The organism is Rhizobium sp. M10, assembly GCF_002531955.1.
Taxonomy (GTDB): domain Bacteria; phylum Pseudomonadota; class Alphaproteobacteria; order Rhizobiales; family Rhizobiaceae; genus Rhizobium; species Rhizobium etli_C.
On record NZ_NWTA01000002.1, the window covers coordinates 662,569 to 682,974 of the forward strand.

Below are 20,406 nucleotides of genomic sequence, written 5' to 3' on the forward strand. Positions count from 1 at the left end.
GCTGTCATGGCAACGAAAACGGCTAAGATTTTTACGACCGGCCGCAGCCAGGCGGTGAGGCTCCCTGCGGAGTTTCGCTTTGAGGAGAGCGAAGTGTTCGTTCGTCGTGATCCGAAGACCGGTGATGTCATATTATCGCGCAAGCCGGATTCATGGGATGGCCTTTTCGAACTCCATCGGAAGGATCCGATTCCCGACGATTTCCTTGGGCCGGCCGATCGTAGCCAGCCTTCGCAAGATCGTGATCCGTTCGAAGGTTGGAAGGGATGACGGCATGGATGCTCGACACCAATATCGCCAGTCATGTCATCAAAGGCGATCGGCCGGAGATACTTAAAAGACTGGCGGCGCTTCCAATGGACGAGATCGCCATCTCATCGATCACGGAAGGGGAATTGTTCTACGGTCTTGCCAAGCGAGGCTATCCGAAGGCGCTATCCGAGCGGGTAAGGCAATTCCTTCTCAGGGTCGATGTTCTCCCCTGGAATCACGACGTCACGCGGGCCTATGGTGACCTGCGCGCCGCCTGTGAAGCCAAAGGCACGATTCTGGCGCCCCTGGACATGATGATTGCCGCTCATGCCGTTGCGACCGCGGCAACCCTCGTCACGCGTGACAAGGCTTTTGCTCGCATTTCTGAGCCTTTAAAGGTCGACGACTGGACGGGCGAAAGAAGCTGAACTGCTTACATCAGGAGTGATGGATGATCGATCGGCAATTACCGGTGGCAACAAAGGCAAAGCCTTCGTAATCTGCTGTCGTTGCGATCCCTCCGGGTCGGACAGCGCGGAGACGAAGGGCCATGGGTGAAACGCGGCGCAAGCTGACGACGATCTTCTGTGCTGACGTGCAGGACTATACGCGGCTGATGGGAGCCGACGAGGAGGGGACGCTTGCAACGCTGAAGCGCTGCCGGGAGGCGATGGGGCGGCTGATCGAAAGCCATGGCGGCCGTGTCGTCAACACCTGGGGCGATGGGCTGATCGCCGATTTCCCGAGCGTGGTCGAGGCCGTGCGTGCAGCCGTCGACACGCAGAACGAACTTGCCGGCTTCAACGCCCGCCGCCCGGACGACGGGCGCATGCTGTTCCGTATCGGCCTCAATCTCGGCGATGTGATCGTCGAGGGCGACGACATCTATGGCGACGGCGTCAACATCGCCGCGCGGCTGCAGGCCTCGGCCGCGCCGGGCGGAATTGTCATATCGAGCACCGTCTACGACCAGGTTCGCAACAAGGTGGCGGTCGGTTTCGAGTTTCTCGGGCCGCTGATGGTCAAGAATGTCGAAGAAGGCGTGCCGAGCTATGCGGTGAGGATCGGCGACGGAAGCGACGAGGCGCCGTCTGCCGAGCGACCTGCCGCTGCCCGGTCATCACCCGCACTTGCGATCACGGAGGAGGCAAGGCCGGCTCCCGGCGGACGAAGGCTGTTTGCCGTGCTCGGCGTCATTGCCGCCGTGCTGATCGGTATCAATCTTTTGTCGTGGCAGGGCGTATTCTGGGCGCGCTTTCCCGTCCTTGCGCTCGCCGTCGTTGCGGCGCTGGCCTGGAACCGTGGCCAGACCCTCTTCGATCGCAAGCTCGCGGCGCTGGCGATTGTGGCGCTCGGCATCATCGGCATCAACCTCTTCACCTGGGAAGGACGCTTCTGGGCGGTGTGGCCGGTGCTGGGGCTGGCGGCGGTGCTCGGCCTGCGGTGGTCAATGCGTCGGTAGACATTCACGGGCACCGGTTTTGCCGAGCAATCTTGCCTCGAAGCCGGCTTCGTCAAGACGTTTGCGAGCTTCGTTCAAGCAAAAGTGAGCGTCCGGGTTATTTCCATTCTTTGCTGATATTACAAATCGGTAATGCCGGGTGCTTATGCTTGCCGTTAAGCTGTAAACGCGCGATATTGTCGCATCAACAGGGGTTCTTGATCCCTGGGGGACTTCGTTCCCACAGCGCCTCTTTCGACCGACCCTGGTCCAACCTCGAGTCCCTCCGGAGACGTGAATGGCCTTTTGGAAGCAGTTTATACTTTCGCTCATCGTCATTATTGCCGGCTTTGCCGCATGGGTTTTCTTTGTGCCGGGTGCCGGCGATATGATGCGCGATGCAGGCATTCCGGAGAGCCTCGTTTCCAAGATCGCACCGAAGGCAGAAGAGACGGTCGATGCCGGGGCTCCGGCTGGGGCGCAAGGCCAGCGGCGTGGCCAGGGCGAGGGCGAGGGGCAGAACCGCCGCAATGGCGGCGGGCGCAACAGCGCGATACTCGTCGCGACCGAGGCTGTCGTCCAGGGCGTCGTCAACGATCGGCTCAACGCCATCGGCACAGGTGACGCGATCCGTTCGGTCGCCGTGACGCCGCAGGCATCCGGGACTATTCGCGAGATTCTCATCAAGTCGGGCGACAGGGTGAAGGCCGGCCAGGTGCTGGCCAAGCTCGACAGCGAGGAGCAGGTGATCGCCCGCGGCCAGGCGGATGTGGCGGTTAGGGCCGCCGTCGAAAAATCCAATCTCTATCACAACATCAAGTCCAGCGTGTCGCGCATGGACGTCTTCGATTCCGAGATCGCCGAGCAGGGCGCCCGCCTGCAGCTCCAGGCCGCCGAGCTCAACCTCGCCCGGCGCAATATCATCGCGCCGATCGACGGCATCGTCGGCATCGTGCCGGTCAATATCGGCGACAACGTCACGACGACGACGCCGATCGTCACCCTCGACGACCGTTCGGAAATCCTCGTCGATTTCTGGGTGCCGGAGCGCTTCTCCAATACGGTTGCGGTCGGCCAGCCGGTCGAGGCGATGTCGGTCGCAAAGCCGGGGCAGATGTTCTCAGGCGTGATAGAGGCCGTCGACAACCGCATCGATGCTGCAAGCCGCACGCTGCGCCTGCGCGCCCGGATCGACAACTCGTCGGACGAGTTGCGCGCCGGCATGTCCTTCAGCGTCAGCATGAAATTCCCCGGCGACAAATATCCGGCGGTCGATCCGCAGTCCGTGCAGTGGGATTCGCAAGGATCCTTCGTCTGGCAAGTGGCCGACGACAAGTCGCATAAGGTGCGGGTGAGCATCGTGCAGCGCAATCCCGATTTCATTCTCGTCAAGGCCGACCTCAAGGATGGCGACAAGATCGTGACGCAGGGCCTGCAGCGGGTGCGTGAGGGCGGGGCGGTGCGTGTTTCCGCCGATGTCGCCGCGAACGGGGAGGTCGCGACCCAATGAACGTGACCGAGATTCATCAGGGCGGATCGTCGGGCAAGCAGAGCTTCACCGCGCTTTTCGTTCGCCGGCCGATCCTGGCGCTGGTGTTCAACACGCTGATGGTCGTCGCCGGCCTTGCCGCCTATGTCGGCGTCGAGGTCCGCGAGCTGCCGGATGTCGATCGTCCCGTCGTCACCGTGCGCACCACCTTCGACGGCGCATCGCCGCAGACGATCGACCAGGAATTGACCAAGGTGATCGAGGGCGCGGTTGCCCGCGTCAGCGGCCTGAAATCGATCTCGTCCACCTCTTCCTTTGGCCAGAGCCGGGTGACGCTCGAATTTTCCGATGCGATCGATCTCGCAGTCGCCGCCAACGACGTGCGCGACGCGATCGGCCGCATCACCCAGAACCTGCCCGACGAGGCGGATGCGCCGCAGATCGTCAAGGCGGATTCGGACTCCTCGGCGATCATGCGCCTTGCCGTCACCTCCACCAACCTCAACATGGACGACCTGACGCTGCTCGTCGAGAACGAGGTGATCGATCGGCTGGCCTCCGTCGACGGCGTGGCCGATGTCGAAGAATATGGTGACCAGGAGAAGGTTTTCCGTGTCGATGTCGACCAGGGCGCGCTGGCAAGCCGCGGACTGACGATCGGCGACCTGACGAAGGCGCTCGACAATGCCGCGCTCGATGTGCCGGCCGGCTCGCTGAAGAGCACGACGCAGGATATTGTCGTGCGCGCCACCGCCAACCTGCAGACGCCGGCCGATTTTTCCAACGTCATGCTGCAGGACCGTGTCCGCCTCGGCGACGTCGCGACGGTGACGCTTGGGCCTCGCGACGGGGATACTGCGCTGCGTTCCAACGGCAAGCCCGGCATCGGCCTCGGCATCATCCGCCAGGCGCAGTCGAACACGCTGAACATCTCGACCGGCATCAAGGCCGCCGTCGAGCAATTGTCGAAAACGCTGCCCGCGGGAACGACGATCGCCATCACCAGCGACGACGCCGTCTTCATCGAGGGCGCGATCCATGAGGTGGTGCTGGCATTGGTGCTTGCCGCCGTCATCGTCACCGCCGTCATCTATCTCTTCCTGCGCGACTGGCGGGCTACGCTGATCCCGGCGGTCAGCATGCCGGTGGCGCTGATCGGGACGCTGGCGGCGATCTACATGGTCGGCTTCTCGATCAACATCCTGACGTTGCTCGCCATCGTTCTGGCGACCGGCCTCGTCGTCGACGACGCGATCGTGGTGCTCGAAAACATCGTGCGCCGGCGCGCCGAGGGCATGGGGCCGCGGGCGGCGGCCGTGCTCGGCACGCGTGAGGTGTTCTTCGCCGTCGTCGCCACGACCGCGACGCTGGCGGCGGTGTTCATTCCGCTCTCCTTCCTGCCCGGTCAGGTCGGCGGCCTGTTCCGCGAATTCGGCTTCGTGCTCGCCTTCTCGGTCGGGCTGTCGTCGATCGTGGCGCTGACGCTCTGCCCGATGCTCGCCTCGCGCATGCTGACGAAGCCGATGATCGAGGATCACGGTGTGCTCGGCCGTTTCGGGGGCGCGCTCGCCCGTCTCTATAAATGGGCGCTGCATGGCTGTCTCAACGCGCCCCTGGTCGTCATCCTGTTCTCGGTGATCTTTGCCGGTGCAGCGGTCATCGCCTTTTCCACGGTCAAGAGCGAGCTGACGCCGGAAGAAGACCGGTCGATGGTGATGATGCGGCTGACGACGCCGCAGGGATCGAGCCTCGAATATACCCGCGACAAGATGCAGCTCGTCGAGGAATATCTGCAGCCGCTGGTCGACAGCGGCGACATCCGCAACGTCTTCTCGATTTCCGGCCAGGGCGGCTCGCTGAACAGCGGTTTCATGGTGCTGACACTTGCCCCCTGGGGTGAACGCCACCGGACTCAGGCCGAGATCGTCGCCGACATCAACCAGGCGGCGGCGAAGGTGCCGGCGCTGCGCGGCAACGCGATCTCCTCCAACAGCCTGCGTATCCGCGGTGCCGGCAGCGGCGTGCAGATGGCGCTGGTCGGCAATGATCACCAGGCGCTGACGGCGGCGGCCGCCAAGCTGGTTCAGGCGCTCGAAGCCACCGGCCAATATGATACGCCGCGCCTGACCAACGAACCGAGCCAGGCGCAGGTGTCGGTGGCGATCGACCGTGAACGTGCCTCGGATCTCGGCATCGACATTACGGGGCTTTCGACGGCGATCCAGTCGCTGCTCGAAGGGCGCTCGGTGGTCGACGTCTTCGTCGACGGCGAATCCTATCCTGTGCTTCTGACTTCGACGACGCGGCCGATCGACGATCCGACCGACCTAGAAAACGTGTTCCTGAAGACCGGCGACGGCAAGATCGTGCCAATGTCGGTCATCGCCACGATGAAGGAGGGCTCGGTCGCGCCGCAGCTGAACCGCGAGCAGCAGCTCGCCTCCGTCGCGATCACCGCCGGGCTTAAGAACAACGTGTCGCTCGGCGATGCCGTCAAGCAGGTGACCGAACTCGCCGAGCCGCTGCTGCCGCCGGGCGCGCGCCTGCTGCCGCTTGCCGAAGCTGCGACGCTGGAAGAGAACTCGAACGGCATGGCGCTGACCTTCGGCTTCGCCATCGTCATCATCTTCCTGGTGCTGGCGGCGCAGTTCGAAAGCGTGCTGTCGTCGCTGATCATCATGTCGACGGTGCCGCTCGGCCTTGCCTGCGCCGTCTTCGCGCTTGTTATCACCGGCTCCAGCCTCAACATCTACAGCCAGATCGGCCTGGTGCTGCTCGTCGGCGTTATGGCGAAGAACGGCATTCTGATCGTCGAATTCGCCAACCAGCTGCGCGACCGGGGCGAGGACGTGCGCGCGTCGATCGAGAAAGCCTGCGCGCTACGCCTTCGCCCTGTCATGATGACGATGATCGCCACCATTCTTGGCGGCGTGCCACTGGTCTTTGCTCATGGCGCCGGTGCGGAAGCGCGCGTGGCGCTCGGCTGGGTGATCGTCGGCGGCCTCGGCTTCGCGACGCTGGTGACGCTGTTTATCACCCCGGTCGCCTATCTGCTGCTCGCTCGTTTTGCCAAGCCGCACGCCCACGAAGAAGCGCGCCTGCACGAGGAGATGGCGATCGCCACCCGGCCTCGCGCCGCACCAGACGAAGAGCAGCTGCAAGCCGCAGAATGAGGCTTGCATCGGACTGAATCCCCCCGCCGGATTTTCATTCGGCGGGGTTTCTTATGGTATATCAAGCCTTGCCAAATACGATAAATTTCGTCTGAAGATTAGCCGTTTGTTAAGCATAAGCGGCAATGATCGTGACCAGGAACCAACTGGTCTTCTCCGTTTCTCGAAGGCCGCAACGCGCTGGATTCAGCGACCCCGGACATGAGTGTCCGCGCGGATGGTTCATTCCTGGTTCAGTTGCGTTCTGTTGTGTTTTTGGAGTTTAGTTCCCGTGAGTATTTATCAGCGCGTCTCCATCGATGCGGCGCTCCATATGCTGCGCGATATCAACCGCAATATGACGGTCACGCAGAATCACATCACGACGGGCATGCGTGTCGCGAAAGCGGCCGACAATGCGGTTTACTGGTCGATCGCCACCACCGCACGGACCGACAACAAGGCGATTTCGGCGGTCCAGGATGCGCTCGGCATGGCGGCGGCGACGATGGGTACCGCCTATACCGGCGTCCAGAACGTCGTCGACGTCGTGTCGGAGATCAAGGCGAAGCTGGTCGCCGCGACCGAGGACGGGGTCGACAAAACGAAGATCAACGAAGAGCTCAAGCAACTGCAGGAGCAGCTGCGTAGCGTCTCTGAATCGGCGACCTTCAACAGCGATAACTGGGTCGTCCTCAACAACGACGCCACGCCGACGCAACCGCGGCAAATTCCGGCCTCCTTTATCCGCAATGCCGACGGCACGATTTCAGTCGGCATGCTGAGCTACCATATCGACAATACGCCGGTTGGCGCCACGAGCTCCAAGGATGCGCGCTATCTCATCGATGACCGGGCGACCGGCGCCGGCGAATACGGCGTACTGACCTCGGCCCATTTCGCCAGCGAGCTCGGGACCTCGCAGAATTACGTGCTGATGACCAGCAAGAACGGCACCACCACCGGTCAGGTCGTCATTTCGCTATCGGCCGCGACGACGCAGGGGCAGATCGGCGAGATGATCAGTGTCGTCGATGCGGCGCTGACGCAGCTGACGACGGTGGGCTCGGCCTTCGGCGCGCTGGAAAAACGCATCGAGCTGCAAAGCGATTTCGCCGCCAAACTGCACGACAACATCACCGCCGGCATCGGCCGGCTGGTCGATGCCGACATGGAGGAGGAGGCCAGCAAGCTCAAGGCATTACAGACGCAGCAGCAGCTCGGCTTGCAATCGCTGAACATCGCCAACGCGACCTACGATACGGTGCGGCAGCTGTTCCAGAATTTCTAAAGGTGCGATCACCCAGCCACCCGCCCTCGTGGTTCGAGACGGCCCTGCGGGCCTCCTCACCATGAGGGCTAGTTGTTGTGCCCTGCCGCGAGGCTATCGGCGGCAAGGCACTGCATTCTCCGTTGGGCAAGCGGTAACCTCTCTCCGGCCTCATCCTGAGGTGCCCCGCAGGGCCTCGAAGGACGGGGCCGGGCCACCGGCGCTCATGCGGTATCGGCACCCGCCCTCGTTGCTAAAACTGGTGATATCAGCGCATTCAAGCAACATGGCCGCTGTTTCGGCGCCTGAAATTCCCCTATCAAGGGAACATCTTCATTTTCTTGCCGTAATCCTTGCCATTTGCTCGCATCAGCTTTGAACGGAGACTGTCCTGTCCATGATCAAGAAATTCATACTTCTGGCTGTCGCAGCAAGCTATCTCAGCGCCTGCACGACGACCGATCCCTATACCGGTGAACAGAAGGTTTCCAATACGGCGGGGGGCGCGGCGCTCGGCGCGCTTGGCGGCGCTCTCGTCGGTGTCGCCGTCGGCGGCGGCGGGCACGGCAAGCGCAATGCGGCGCTGATCGGCGCCGGCATCGGCGCTCTCGCCGGCGGTGCGATCGGCAACTATATGGATCAGCAGGAAGCAGAGCTTCGCGCCCAGCTCGAAGGTACCGGCATTTCGGTGACCCGCAACGGCGACAACATCATTCTCAACATGCCTTCGAACATCACCTTCGACGTCGACCAGGATGCGGTGAAGCCGGGCTTCTATCCGACGCTGAATTCGGTCGCGATCGTGCTGCGCAAGTTCAACCGCACGCTGATCGACGTCAACGGCCACACGGATTCGACAGGCAGCCTGCAGCACAATCAGGATCTGTCGCAGCGCCGTGCGCTTTCGGTTGCCGATTATCTCGGCGGCCAGGGCATCGACCAGCGCCGCGTCTCCGCCGTCGGCTTCGGCCCGTCCCAGCCGGTCGCCTCCAATGCGTCCGAAGCGGGCCGCGCCCAGAACCGTCGCGTCGAAATTCAGATCGCGCCGATCACCCAGGGCTGAGCTCATTTGTGTCAGGAGCGGCCGGTCACGTATCCGACCGTTCATCGCCATGGTTCGAGCGCCCCCTAGGCGCTCGAACTGACTGCGGCGTTCAGACAATGAGGCTGATGATAATGGCGGCGATCGCGCTCGCCAGGATCGCACCGATGATCACGATAGAGATCTGACGCGGCGACATTTTCAGGATGGCGCCGACGATCCCTGCGATGATGATACTGCCGAGGGACGTCAGAATCTCGTTGTCGACGTTCAACAATGTAAATATGACCACCGTCGCGATGGCCGAGACGGCGATAATGACGAAGCCTTTCCAGGCTTGAGCCTTGGCATTCATCGCGCCAAGCGCCCCGCCCGCCGAACTCGCCAGGACCATTGCAACAGCCAGCTCCACTTCCGTCATCGATTCCTCCATGGCCATGGACGAACTTTTGACTGCTTCCGAAAAAGACTTCAACTCAGGATAGTTGATAAATCGATTACTCTCTTCGGTGGCGGTTCGCTGAAGAGACGTACCCGGCGTCCATCAATGCTGCATCGCCGCACCCTTGGTGATCTTGTCGACGATCTTCTTTTCGGCGCGCAGCGCGATGCCGACGACCTTGGCATCGTCGGGCGCATATTCGGAAAAGACGGCGCGATTGGCGGCGTCGTGACCGGTCGTGAACATCTCCTCGATAAACAGCGAGGCGGTGACATCCCGTTCCAGCGCGCGGCGGTGGATTGCCGACATCGTCGCCTCGTCGGCGGAAAGCACGATGATCGGCTGGATCGACAAGGGGTTGTAGATGTTGCCGGCACGGTCGCGGTAGGGCTCGCCGATGATCTCGGGATGCCCGCCGGCGACGCCGGTCATCAGGAAGGCGGTGACATTCAGCTTCTGCCAGGCAGCAAGATTGTTTCGCAGGACGACGGCGATTTTGGTATCAAACATCAGACAGTCTTTCACCTCTGCATGGAATAGGAGTATCGAGGGCATTGAGCCAGGATCTATATCCGCAGGTCTTCGAAGGTCTTGAACGTTTGTGCACCGGGCCATCCGGCAACGGCATTCTGACCGCGCCCGCCTTTCCCGGCATCGAGCGCATCGGCGCGCAATTCTCCGGCAATGCCTTCGAGCCGCACCGGCACGACACCTACGCGCTCGGCGTCACCGTGAAAGGCGTGCAGACTTTTCGCTATCGCGGCGAACGGCGCTTCAGCCTGCCGGGGCAGGTTATCGTGCTGCACCCCGACGAGGAACACGACGGCGGGGCAGGAACGGAGGACGGGCTGCAATACCGCATGCTTTATTTGGAGCCGGCGCTGCTGCTCGAATGCCTGGAGGCGGAAGGCCTTGGGCTGCCGTTCGTCGATGAACCGGTCATCGGCGATCCGGCGATGGCCGGCGTGCTGCTTGCCGCCCTCGGCGAACTCGACCGCGAACTGGATGAGCTCTTCGTCGACGATTTCGTGTCGCGGGTGACGGGCGGCTTGTCACGGCACGCGCGGTTGCCGCGCCGGCCGCTCGGGGCGATCGCCTGGCGGCAAACACGGGCGGCGCGCGATTATCTTGAAGCGCATGCCACACGGCCGGTTCATTCCGGCGAACTGGAAGCGGTTACCGGGCTCGATCGTTTCGCGCTGTCGCGGCATTTCCGGGCGGCCTTCGCCACCAGTCCGCACCGCTACCTCCTGATGCGGCGGCTGCAGCAGGCCCGGGCGATGATCGGCGCGGGTGAGGGCATTTCGGATACGGCAGCGGCGACCGGCTTTGCCGACCAGAGCCATCTCAACCGCCACTTCAAGAAGGCCTACGGCATGACGCCCGGGCAGTGGGCGGCGCTGGCGCGCAGTCCCGGCAGCTAGGCACAGGTGTATGCGTTGAGGGCGCTTCAAACGGGATTTTCCGCAAGACCGGAGCGGCGGGCGATGAAGCGGGCGAGCATCGGGCCGATCAGCAGGATGACAAGGAAGCGGCCGGTTTGCATCGCCATCACAAAGGGCACGTCGACATTGCTGGAGGCGGCGATGATGGCGACGGAATCGGCGCCGCCGGGGCTGGTGGCGAGATAGGCGGTCAGCGGATCGATGCCGGCGAAGACGTGAAGGGCGGCTGCCATGCAGCCGCAAAGCGCCATCAGCAGCACGATGCAGGCCGACACTCGCGGCAGGGCGCGCGCCACATGCGAAAGGATCGAGCGGGTGAAGCGCAGGCCGATGCTCCAGCCGACGAGCGCATAGGCGATGGCGAGCAGCCACATCGGCAGCTCGATCTTCATCAGGCCGATCCCTTGCAGGAAGGCGCCGAGAAAGAGCGGCACGATGATCATCCCGCCCTGGATGCGCAGGCGCCGCACGGTGTAGGCACAGAGGGCGGCAAAGGCCATCGTCGCTGCAAGGGCAGGCCAGTCGACTTCGGGAAAGAGGATGAGCGGCGGCGGCTCGGCGCCGTCGGCGGCCACCCACAGGCGTGAAATCACCGAGGCGCCGACGGCGACGAAGACGACACGCAGATATTGCATGAAGGCGACGAGCCGGGCATCGGCGCCATAGGCTTCCGACATGATGACCATCGCCGAGGCGCCGCCCGGCGAGGAGCCCCAGACGGCGGTCGTTCCGGGCAGCACCTGCCAGCGCGTCAGGAGCCAGCCGAGGCCGGTGGCAATAGCGATGACGGAGAAGATGAACAGCAGGAAGAGCGGCGCATCCTTCGCCATGGTGCCGAGAATGTCGGGGGTGATGGTGCGCGCCATCATCAGGCCAACGAGCACCTGGCCGAGTTGCAGCGGCCAGAGCGGGACGCGAAGCTTTCCCTTGCCGACGGTCAGCGCCAGCGCGATGGCGGCGACCATCGGTCCGATCAGCAGCGAAGCGGGCAAGGCAAAGAGTTCGAGGAAGACGGTGAAGGCGGTCGAGAGCGCCAGCAACAGCGCCCATTTCGGCAGGCCGGCATCGCGCAGCAGGCGGCTGAATGGCATGTGTCCCGTATCTTTCCTAGCCGGCGCCAAGCCCTGAGGCTGAAGGTGGGAGGAAGCTCCGGCGTGACGAAGAGAGGCCGACAGCAACGGCCGGCTGGCGCAGGCCCGGTATAGAGGCGTGCTCCGGACGCGGTCAATCGCGAAATCTGGCTTCTCGGTGCTTTGGGATGCGAGTTTGATTTAAGTGGCCGGCTTAAGTCGCTGTTTTCATAAGGCACCGTGTTCGATGCCTCAGAGCCGCACATGGCCGGCGAGAAAGTCGAGCAAGGCGCGGACCCGCGCCGGCAGTGGACCGCCCTGGCCGATATAGAGGGCGTAGAACTCCTCGAGATCGCCGGGGTTTGCGTCTTCGAGCACCGGTGCCAGGCGACCGGCCTCGATATCGGCACGCACGGTGAAGGCGGCCAGTCGGGCAAGGCCGGCGCCCGACAGAGCGAGATGCCGCATGGCTTCGCCGTCTGCGACCTGAATGCCCGGAGTGATCGGGATCGTCACCGTCTCGCCGCTCTCCCGCATCGGCCAGCCCTCGATGGCGCGGGCATAGGAAAAGCCGATGCGGCAATGACGACGGAGATCGGCGACCGTGCGCGGTTCACCGTGACGGCCGAGGTAATCAGGTGAGGCAACGATAATCTTGCCGGTGGCGCCGAGCTTGCGGGCGATCAGGCTGGAGCTCTTCAAGGGCCCGGCGCGGATCGCGACGTCGGCGCGCTCCTCCATCAGGTCGATCACCTTGTCGGTATGGGCAATATCCAGCGTCACAGCGGGATGAAGCGCCATGAAGGCCGGCACGAGCGGCGCCAGCACATGATTGCCGAAGGAGCCGCTGGTGTTGATGCGGATGCGGCCTGCCGCTTCTTCGCCTGATGAGGCCTGGCGTTCGGCCTCGGCGATATCGGCAAGGATGGCGATACTGCGCTCGTAGAAGGCACAGCCCTCCGGCGTCAGTTGCAGTCTGCGGGTGGAGCGGTTGACGAGGCGGACGCCGAGGCGCGCCTCCAACCGGGCGACGAGCTTGCTGACGGCGGACGGCGTCATGCGCCGCACCGTGGCGGCCGCGGAAAAGCCACCGCGCTCGACGACGCTGACGAAGACTTCCATCTCGCCGGAGCGGTTGATGTCCTGGCGGCCCATGATGAATTCAAATCACAAATGCTTTGCTGAAAGGCAATCTATATCACCACAGGGGCCGGGTCTATCTCAGGAGAAACACAGGAGACAGAGCCATGGAATATAGAAATCTCGGTGCGTCCGGCCTCAGGGTGCCGGTCTTGAGCTTCGGCGCCGGCACTTTCGGCGGCAGCGGGCCGCTGTTTGGCGCATGGGGCAATACTGATGCCGAGGAGGCGCGACGGCTCGTCGACATCTGTCTCGAAGCCGGCGTCAATCTTTTCGACACGGCGGACGTCTATTCGGCCGGCGCCTCCGAGGAAGTGCTCGGCCAGGCGATCCGCGGCCGGCGCGATGCCGTGCTGATCTCGACGAAGACGGCGTTGCCGACCGGCGAAGGACCGCAGGACTGGGGAACGTCGCGGGCGCGGCTGATCCGCGCGACCGAGAAGGCGTTGCGCCGGCTTGGGACCGACTATATCGACCTTCTGCAGCTTCACGCTTTCGACGCCTCGACGCCGGTCGAGGAGGTGCTGTCGACGCTCGACGGGCTCGTCGCCTCCGGCAAGATCCGCTATATCGGCGTTTCCAATTTTGCCGGCTGGGAACTGATGAAGTCGCTCGCGACTGCCGAGCGCCACGGCCATCCGCGTTATGTCGCCCATCAGGTCTATTATTCGCTGGCGGGACGGGATTACGAATGGGAGCTGATGCCGCTCGGCGCCGACCAGGGCGTCGGCGCTCTCGTCTGGAGCCCGCTCGCCTGGGGGCGGCTGACCGGCAAGATCCGCCGCGGTGAGGCGCTGCCGGCGGCAAGCCGCCTGCACGAGACGGCGCAATACGGCCCGCCTGTCGACGACGAGAAGCTCTACGACATCGTCGAGGTGCTGGACGCCGTCGCAACGGAGGCGGGCAGGACGGTGCCGCAGATCGCCATCAATTGGCTGCTCGGCCGGCCGACGGTGTCGAGCGTCATCATCGGCGCCCGCAACGAAGAGCAACTCAGGCAGAACCTCGGTGCCGTCGGCTGGAGCCTGTCGAAGGAGCAGATCGAAAGGCTCGACGCAGTCAGCGCCGAGACGGCGCCCTATCCCTATTTCCCATATCGACGGCAGGAGGGCTTCGCCCGGCTCAATCCGCCGATCGTCTGAGGTGTCGGACAAAGCGGACCGTCCTATGACAAAAGGGGAATGAAATCTTCTCCCAATCTTAACTGGACAGCCGCTTTGACTTGCCGCATACCCTGCCTGGTCCCACGAAACACGACGTGGTTTCTTGGAATGGCAGGGAGATCAAAGAGATGGCGCTGAAGGACGCAAAGGCCGGTACACGCAACGAGGCGGGCATTGCCGCTGTGCTCGGCATTCTCAAGCAGAGCTTCGGCGAGCACTTCCAGACCGGCCAATCCTTCCGTGAGCAGCATGCCCATACGACCACGTATATCCCGTCGCAGCTGCCAGACGGCGTGCTCTTTGCCGAGAGCGCCGAGGATGTGAAGATGGTGGTCAGGGTCTGCGCGATCCACAAGGTGCCGGTGATCGGCTTCGGTACCGGCTCCTCGCTCGAGGGACAGGTCAATGCCGCCAATGGCGGTATTTCGATCGATTTCAGCCGCATGAACCGCGTGCTCGAGGTCAATCCCGAGGATCTCGACTGCACGGTCGAGCCGGGGATCACTCGCGAGGCCCTGAATATCCACCTGCGCGATACCGGCCTGTTCTTCCCGATCGATCCCGGTGCCAATGCGTCGATCGGCGGCATGGCCTCGACACGGGCGTCGGGCACCAATGCCGTGCGCTACGGGACGATGAAGGACAATGTGCTCGCCGTCACCGCGGTCACCGCCAATGGCGAGGAAATCCGTACTGCCCGGCGTGCCCGCAAGTCCTCGGCCGGCTACGACCTGACGCGGCTCTTTGTCGGCGCCGAAGGCACGCTCGGAATATTGACATCGGTGACGCTGCGCCTGCAGGCGATCCCGCAGAAAATCGCCGGCGGCGTCTGCACCTTCCCGAGCATCAAGGCGGCCTGCGATGCCGTCATCATGACGATCCAGATGGGCATTCCGGTGGCGCGCATCGAGTTGCTCGATGCTGTGCAGATGCGGGCGTGCAACGCCTATTCCGGGCTTTCCTATGCCGAAAGCCCGACGCTGTTCCTCGAATTCCACGGCACCGACGAAACCGTGCCGCTGCAATCGGCAGCCTTTGCCGAGATTGCCGCTGAATGCGGTGGGGGCGAATTCCTCTGGACCGCCAATGCCGAGGAGCGGACCAAGCTCTGGAAGGCGCGCCACGATGCCTATTGGTCGGCCAGGGCGCTGGCTCCAGGGCTTGCCGCACTTTCGACCGATGTTTGTGTTCCGATATCGCGGCTTGCCGATTGCGTTTCGCAAACGCAGGCGGATATCGAGGAACACGGGCTGCTCGGCCCGATCGTCGGCCATGCCGGCGACGGGAACTTCCACGTGCTGCTGCTGTTCGATGACAAAAGCGCCGACGACATTGCCATGGCCGAGAGCTTCGTGCAGCGGCTCAACCGGCGGGCGCTCGACATGGACGGGACATGCACCGGCGAACATGGAATCGGGCAGGGAAAGATGGCCTTTCTGGAGCAGGAGCTGGGAGGGACGGTGGATCTGATGCGACAGGTGAAGCAGGCGCTCGATCCGGACGGCATCTTCAATCCCGGCAAGATTTTCCATCACGGCTGAAAACGGAATATTCTCATGAACTTGGGCCTTGCCCCCTGCATGAATAGCGCTAGTGTCGGCAATAGAATCCCGAATGGAGAATCCTTGCATTGGTAGGCCGGTTCCTCGTCTTTCTGGGGGGAGTGATCGTCGTAGCGCTGTTTGTGGCGCTGCTTGCGCCGCTGTTCATCGACTGGACGGATTTCCGCAAGAACTTCGAGGATCAGGCAAGCCGCATCATCGGCAAGAAAGTCACCGTCCACGGCACGGTCGATGCCCGCCTGTTGCCGTTTCCGTCGGTCACGCTGCATGACGTGCGTGTCGGCCAGGAGGCCGACGGCACGCCGATCGTCAAGGTCGAACAGTTTTCCATGGATGCGGAGCTTGCGCCTTTCCTGTCTGGCGAGGCGCTGATCTTCGACATGCGCGTCGTCAATCCGAAGGTGCGCCTCAGATTGCTCAAAGACGGCACCCTCGACTGGATGCGCGGCAGCCGCGCCGAAATACCGGCGAAAACGGTCGTCCTCGAAAATGTGCATGTCAGCGGCGGCGAGGTGGAATTCATCGACGACCAGTCGGGCCGGGGCCGCCGCATCACCGGCCTGAATGCGGAGATGTCGGCCAAGTCGCTCGCCGGCCCCTGGCGCATCGAGGGCGACGCGGCTCTCGACGGCGAACACGGGAATTTCTCGATCTCGAGCAGCCAGCCGGACGAGAAGGGCGTGCTGCGCATGCGCACGAAGCTTTCCCCTGATAAGCACCCGGTCAGCATCGATCTTGACGGCGAGCTGAAGCTCGTCGATCGCAAGCCGAATTACCAGGGCCAGCTTTCAGCGGCGATCGAAAACCGCAACAGCGCCAAATCGGCCAACAAGAACGAGCAGCCGCCGCGGGTCAAGGGCCGCTTCGAACTCACCAACGAACGCATCCGCATTCCCGAATACCGGATGGAGATCGGCCCGACGGACGATCCCTATGTCATAACAGGCGAGGCGACGCTCGACACCGGCAACGCGCCGGAATTCCTGCTGACGGCCGACGGGCAGCAGATCGACGTCAACCGCATCGGCAATGAAGGCGCGGCCGGCAAGACGACGCGGGATCCCGCGGTTTCGGCGCGCCAGCGATTGAATTCGCTGATCGATATCGTTGCGCAGGTGCCGATCCCGCAAGTGCCGGGCAAAGCGAGCGTCAAGCTGCCGGCAATCGTCGCCGGCGACACGACGCTGCGCGACGTGCAACTGGAGCTGGAGCCGGCCGGCACCGGCTGGATGATCGATAGCGCCATCGGCACGCTGCCGGGGCGCACACTGGTGGAAGGCAAGGGCAAGCTCCTGCTTCAGGGCGAGCCCTCGTTCAACGGCCAGATCGTGTTGGCCTCGAACCAGCCGACGGGGCTTGCCTCCTGGCTGGCGGGCTCGGTCGATCCGGCCATCCGGCAATTGCGGCAGGCGGGTTTTTCCGCCAATGTCAGCCTCACTCATGAATTGCAGCGGTTCGAAAATCTCGAAATCGCCGTCGGCTCGGCGACACTGAAGGGCAGGCTGGAGCGGCAGGCGATCTCCGGCCAGACGCCGACCCTATCGGTGGCGCTGAACGGCGACACGCTCGATCTTGACGCGTTGCAGGCGCTGGCCGGGCTCGCGACAGGCCAGGATAGCGGCGACAATGTCCTCGATCACAAGATCGCCGCCCAGCTCAAGGCCGACAAGTTCACCGCCTTCGGTGTCGAAGCCGAGAATGTCGAAACCACCTTCACGATCGCCGACGGGGCGCTTGCGGTCGACCGGCTGTCGGTCAAGAATCTCGCGGGCGCCGAGCTGACGGCGACGGGCCGGGCGGAAGGCTCGCTGCTCGACTACAAGGGTGCAGGTGAGATCACCTTCAAATCGGCCGATCCCGGCGGTTTCTTCACCATGCTGCGCGAGCATCTGCCGCACCACCCGGTGCTCGACCGGTTGGTGCGCAATGCCGGCTGGTACGGCAATACGGCATTGCGCGGCGCGCTGACGCTCGGCGGCGACGAAGGCGATGCGCTGACGGTGACATTGGCCGGTGTGGCGAACGGCAGCCGCGTCAATCTCGACTATCGCATGTCCGATCTGCTGGCGCTGACCGGCAATGGCACGACGAGCCTCGAGGCGACGCTCGAAAACGCCGTGCCGTCCATCCTCTTCGGCCAGGCCGGGCTCGACCCGCTGCCGGTCGATGTCGGCGCCAACGGCCGCCTGACGCTCAAGGTGAAGGCATCGGGCAATGATCCCGCCGATGCGGCGCTGACCTTTGCCACCGACCGGACTTCGTTTACCGCCAACGGCAAGGTCGATGTCCGGCCGGAGAGTTTCATGAACGGTCAGATTGCGCTTTCGCTCGATAGCGCCGATATCGACCCCTATCTCATCATGAACGGCATCGCCCTGCCGCAGACCGGAACGGGATTGCCGTTCAGCCTGCAGGTCAATGCCGCCGTCGACAGCGACAAGATCGCCTTGTCCGATATCAAGGGGCATGCGGCCGACAACGCATTTTCAGGGGCACTGAACTTCGATCGGAAGGCCGCGAAGACGACGGCAAGCGGCGCGCTGACGCTGTCCAAAGCCGATGCCGGCTGGCTTGGCGAGGCTGTGTTCGGCCAGATCGTCGATCCCGCCAACGGTGCGCTGACGAAGGCCCCGCTGGGCTTGCCCGTCTTCAAGGATCTCGACGTCAAGGTGAAACTTTCGGCCAAGGAATTCTGGCCCGGCCTGCCGGAAACGGCGGTGTCCGATTTTACCAGCAACGTCGCCTACAAGGGCGACGAACTGCAGCTCAACGACATGGCCGGCAACTGGGACGGTGGCAAGCTCTCCGGCAACCTGCTTTTTACCAATGCCGACGGCACCGGCTTCCTGCAGACGAAGCTTGCGCTTGCCGATTCCGATCTTGCCGGCGTCGTCTGGCTGCGTGACGGTGCGCCGATCGCCAATGGTAAGTTCGGCCTGTCGCTGTCGATGGAGGCCTCGGGCAAGACGGTCGGCGAAATCGCCAGCTCGCTCAACGGTTCGGGTGAATTGCGGCTCGGCGATACCAGCATACGCGGGCTGAACCTTGCCATCCTTCCGCCGCTGCTTGCCGCGACCGACACGATGCAGGAACAGATCAATGCCGGCAAGGTGCACCCGATCGTCGAGACGCTGCTCAGCAACGGCGAGGCGAAGCTGCCGCCGCTCGGCATTCCTTTCAACATTGCCGACGGGACGCTGAGGGTGCAGAATGTCACCGTCGCCAACGATCTGGCCCGCGTCACCGCTGATGCGCAGATTGCGTTGCCGGAAGAGCGGATCAGCGCGACGGTCGGGATCGGCCTCAATCCCGGTACGGAAACGCTTCCCGGCGCCGAGCCGGCGCTCAGGCTGAATTTTTCCGGCCTGCTGCCGTCCCCCGGCAAGACGATGGATGTGACCGATATCACCAGCTACCTGTCGCTGCGCGCCTTCGAGCGCGAACGGCGGCGCGTCGAACGGCTGCAGGCGATCGTGCTCGAAAAGCAGCGGCTGCGTCGTGAGGCCGCGCTCTATCGCTTCAATGACGCCGAGCGCGTCAGGGCCGCCGAGATCGAGCGGCAACGGCAGGCGGAGGAAGAGCGGCTGCGCACACTGGCGCAGGCAGCGGCGGCGCAGAAGGCGGCCGCCGAGGCGGAGGCCGCGCGCGCGGCCGAGGCCAGGGACAAGGCCGATGCGCAGGCGAGGGCGGCTGCGGAAGCGGCGCGGCGCAACGGGCAGGCGCAGCCCGGTCCACTCAATTTCGATCAGGTGCCGGGCGTTCAGGCGCAATGACGGCGCGCGGGATCTGATTGACCTGAGGCGCTGCAGGTCTTCGTGTTAGCGAAATCGCCTTTATATCTGCGTCACGGCTGGCGGCCACCGCCGGCCTTCACCCAGGAAAGCACATGGAGCCGCAGCGCGGAGGACAGGTTGCTGTCCGGCTGGCGGTGGTCGTCGATCTCGGAAATCAGGGCGGCCAGCGACATCGAGCGGCCTGCCGCGATGGTCTTCAGTTCGGCCCAGAATTCATCTTCCAGCGAAAAACTGGTGCGATGGCCATGCAGTGTTGCCGAGTGCTTGCGGATCATGAAGGACGTCACATCGCAATCGGCTTCGAAGGTCGATTCAAGCAAATCGGGCAAGTGGCTGATCGCAGATTCGTTTTCGGCTTCTCAAGCTTTGCGTGAAGCCTCATGCGCCGTCGTCATCCGTCTCGATCCTGCCGTCGCGGTGCGCCTTGTCGGCCTTCTCGTTCAGGCTGCGGGTGAGCTGCTTTTCGGCCTTGGTGCGCCCGAAGGAAATACGGTTCTGCTCGGCCTGTTTCTCTTTCTCGGAGCGGGCCTGCTTCTTGCGGAACTGGCGCAGATTAATGATTTCGGCGCTCATGCGGTGGCTGAAATCCCTTAAGAAAAAGGGAGGCTGGGCCTCCCTTTGAAATCACTGCTTCTTGCGGAAGGAGTCGAGCGAGACGACGGAACCCGGTTTCTTCTCTTCGCCGTCGGCCGGTTTTGCGCCGGCGGTTTCGTCAGGCTTTCCTGCAGCATCGACCGGATAGGCGGTGATCTCGCCGGACGGCAGCTCCTCGCCATCGGCGAGCGGCACGTCGAATTCGAGCTCGAAATTGACGGAGGGATCGTAGAAACCGCGGATCGCATTGAACGGAATGACCAGCTTTTCCGGAACGTCGGAGAAGGAAAGGCCGATTTCGAAATGCGTCTCGGTGATCTTCAGGTCCCAGAACTGGTGCTGGATGACGATGGTCATCTGCTCTGGATATTTCGACTTCAGGTGCTGGGAAATGCGCACGCCGGCCGCACCCGTCAGAAAGGTGATGAAGAAGTGATGGTCGCCGGGCAGACGGCCCGTCGTTGCGACTTCCGCCAAAACCTTGCGGATGACGCCGCGAAGTGCATCCTGCGCCAGAATGTCGTAGCGGATATGATCCTGCCCCATGCTT

18 protein-coding genes are annotated in these 20,406 nt (G+C 63.4%); 11 read left to right on the forward strand and 7 right to left on the reverse strand.

Going from position 1 to position 20,406, the window contains the following annotated elements:
- Nucleotides 1–6 precede the first annotated feature (6 nt).
- From vapB to CO671_RS05010, 7 genes are all read left to right on the forward strand, one after another.
- Nucleotides 7–270, forward strand: a complete 264-nt coding sequence (gene vapB / locus CO671_RS04980) for a type II toxin-antitoxin system VapB family antitoxin (protein ID WP_097604965.1) — start codon at nt 7–9, stop codon at nt 268–270.
- Complete coding sequence (locus tag CO671_RS04985; protein ID WP_097604967.1) at nt 267–680, forward strand: type II toxin-antitoxin system VapC family toxin; 414 nt, start codon at nt 267–269, stop codon at nt 678–680. The genes vapB and CO671_RS04985 overlap by 4 nt, the downstream gene beginning before the upstream one ends.
- A gap of 122 nt (nt 681–802) precedes the next feature.
- On the forward strand, nt 803–1,714 hold the full coding sequence (locus CO671_RS04990) for an adenylate/guanylate cyclase domain-containing protein (protein ID WP_097604970.1): 912 nt from the start codon (nt 803–805) through the stop codon (nt 1,712–1,714).
- A 277-nt stretch (nt 1,715–1,991) separates the two neighbouring features.
- Entirely contained in the window at nt 1,992–3,203 is a 1,212-nt protein-coding gene (locus CO671_RS04995) for an efflux RND transporter periplasmic adaptor subunit (protein WP_097604973.1), read from the forward strand.
- Nucleotides 3,200–6,355: an efflux RND transporter permease subunit gene (locus tag CO671_RS05000; RefSeq protein WP_097604975.1), complete on the forward strand. Its 3,156-nt coding sequence runs from the start codon at nt 3,200–3,202 to the stop codon at nt 6,353–6,355. The genes CO671_RS04995 and CO671_RS05000 overlap by 4 nt, the downstream gene beginning before the upstream one ends.
- A 271-nt stretch (nt 6,356–6,626) precedes the next feature.
- Complete coding sequence (locus CO671_RS05005; RefSeq protein WP_097604977.1) at nt 6,627–7,625, forward strand: flagellin; 999 nt, start codon at nt 6,627–6,629, stop codon at nt 7,623–7,625.
- A gap of 376 nt (nt 7,626–8,001) precedes the next feature.
- Nucleotides 8,002–8,667 (forward strand): OmpA family protein, encoded by a 666-nt coding sequence (locus CO671_RS05010; RefSeq protein WP_004673336.1) that lies wholly within the window; start codon nt 8,002–8,004, stop codon nt 8,665–8,667.
- A 91-nt stretch (nt 8,668–8,758) separates the two neighbouring features.
- Here CO671_RS05010 and CO671_RS05015 read toward each other — a convergent pair whose 3' ends face one another.
- Nucleotides 8,759–9,085 carry a hypothetical protein gene (locus CO671_RS05015; RefSeq protein WP_245424945.1) on the reverse strand — a complete coding sequence of 109 codons (327 nt, stop codon included), beginning with the start codon at nt 9,083–9,085 and terminating at the stop codon, nt 8,759–8,761.
- A 105-nt stretch (nt 9,086–9,190) separates the two neighbouring features.
- Entirely contained in the window at nt 9,191–9,598 is a 408-nt protein-coding gene (locus CO671_RS05020) for a DUF2000 family protein (protein ID WP_010030492.1), read from the reverse strand.
- A 44-nt stretch (nt 9,599–9,642) separates the two neighbouring features.
- On the opposite strand from CO671_RS05020, the gene CO671_RS05025 reads away from it, so the two are divergent.
- Nucleotides 9,643–10,512: an AraC family transcriptional regulator gene (locus CO671_RS05025; protein ID WP_097604980.1), complete on the forward strand. Its 870-nt coding sequence runs from the start codon at nt 9,643–9,645 to the stop codon at nt 10,510–10,512.
- A gap of 26 nt (nt 10,513–10,538) precedes the next feature.
- On the opposite strand, the gene CO671_RS05030 is transcribed toward CO671_RS05025, so the two are convergent.
- Nucleotides 10,539–11,624, reverse strand: coding sequence for an AbrB family transcriptional regulator (locus CO671_RS05030; RefSeq protein ID WP_097604983.1), 1,086 nt, complete (start codon nt 11,622–11,624; stop codon nt 10,539–10,541).
- A gap of 231 nt (nt 11,625–11,855) precedes the next feature.
- Nucleotides 11,856–12,758, reverse strand: coding sequence for a LysR family transcriptional regulator (locus CO671_RS05035; RefSeq protein ID WP_097604985.1), 903 nt, complete (start codon nt 12,756–12,758; stop codon nt 11,856–11,858).
- Nucleotides 12,759–12,850: 92 nt separating this feature from the next.
- Here CO671_RS05035 and CO671_RS05040 point away from each other — a divergent pair, with 92 nt between their 5' ends.
- The 3 genes from CO671_RS05040 to CO671_RS05050 all read left to right on the forward strand — a co-directional run bounded on the left by CO671_RS05040 (nt 12,851) and on the right by CO671_RS05050 (nt 19,241).
- Nucleotides 12,851–13,885, forward strand: coding sequence for an aldo/keto reductase (locus CO671_RS05040; protein WP_097604987.1), 1,035 nt, complete (start codon nt 12,851–12,853; stop codon nt 13,883–13,885).
- 149 nt (nt 13,886–14,034) lie between these two features.
- A complete protein-coding gene (locus tag CO671_RS05045) occupies nt 14,035–15,447 on the forward strand; it encodes an FAD-linked oxidase C-terminal domain-containing protein (protein ID WP_097604990.1) in 1,413 nt (470 codons plus the stop codon).
- Between the two features lie 89 nt (nt 15,448–15,536).
- Nucleotides 15,537–19,241, forward strand: a complete 3,705-nt coding sequence (locus CO671_RS05050) for an AsmA-like C-terminal region-containing protein (protein ID WP_097604993.1) — start codon at nt 15,537–15,539, stop codon at nt 19,239–19,241.
- A 71-nt stretch (nt 19,242–19,312) separates the two neighbouring features.
- Here CO671_RS05050 and CO671_RS05055 read toward each other — a convergent pair whose 3' ends face one another.
- The 3 genes from CO671_RS05055 to CO671_RS05065 form a co-directional block, all read right to left on the reverse strand.
- On the reverse strand, nt 19,313–19,537 hold the full coding sequence (locus tag CO671_RS05055) for a ribbon-helix-helix domain-containing protein (RefSeq protein ID WP_097605080.1): 225 nt from the start codon (nt 19,535–19,537) through the stop codon (nt 19,313–19,315).
- 103 nt (nt 19,538–19,640) lie between these two features.
- Nucleotides 19,641–19,835 (reverse strand): DUF4169 family protein, encoded by a 195-nt coding sequence (locus CO671_RS05060; protein WP_011426047.1) that lies wholly within the window; start codon nt 19,833–19,835, stop codon nt 19,641–19,643.
- Nucleotides 19,836–19,886: 51 nt separating this feature from the next.
- Nucleotides 19,887–20,402, reverse strand: a complete 516-nt coding sequence (locus CO671_RS05065; RefSeq protein WP_009996660.1) for an SspB family protein — start codon at nt 20,400–20,402, stop codon at nt 19,887–19,889.
- Between the last annotated feature and the right edge of the window lie 4 nt (nt 20,403–20,406).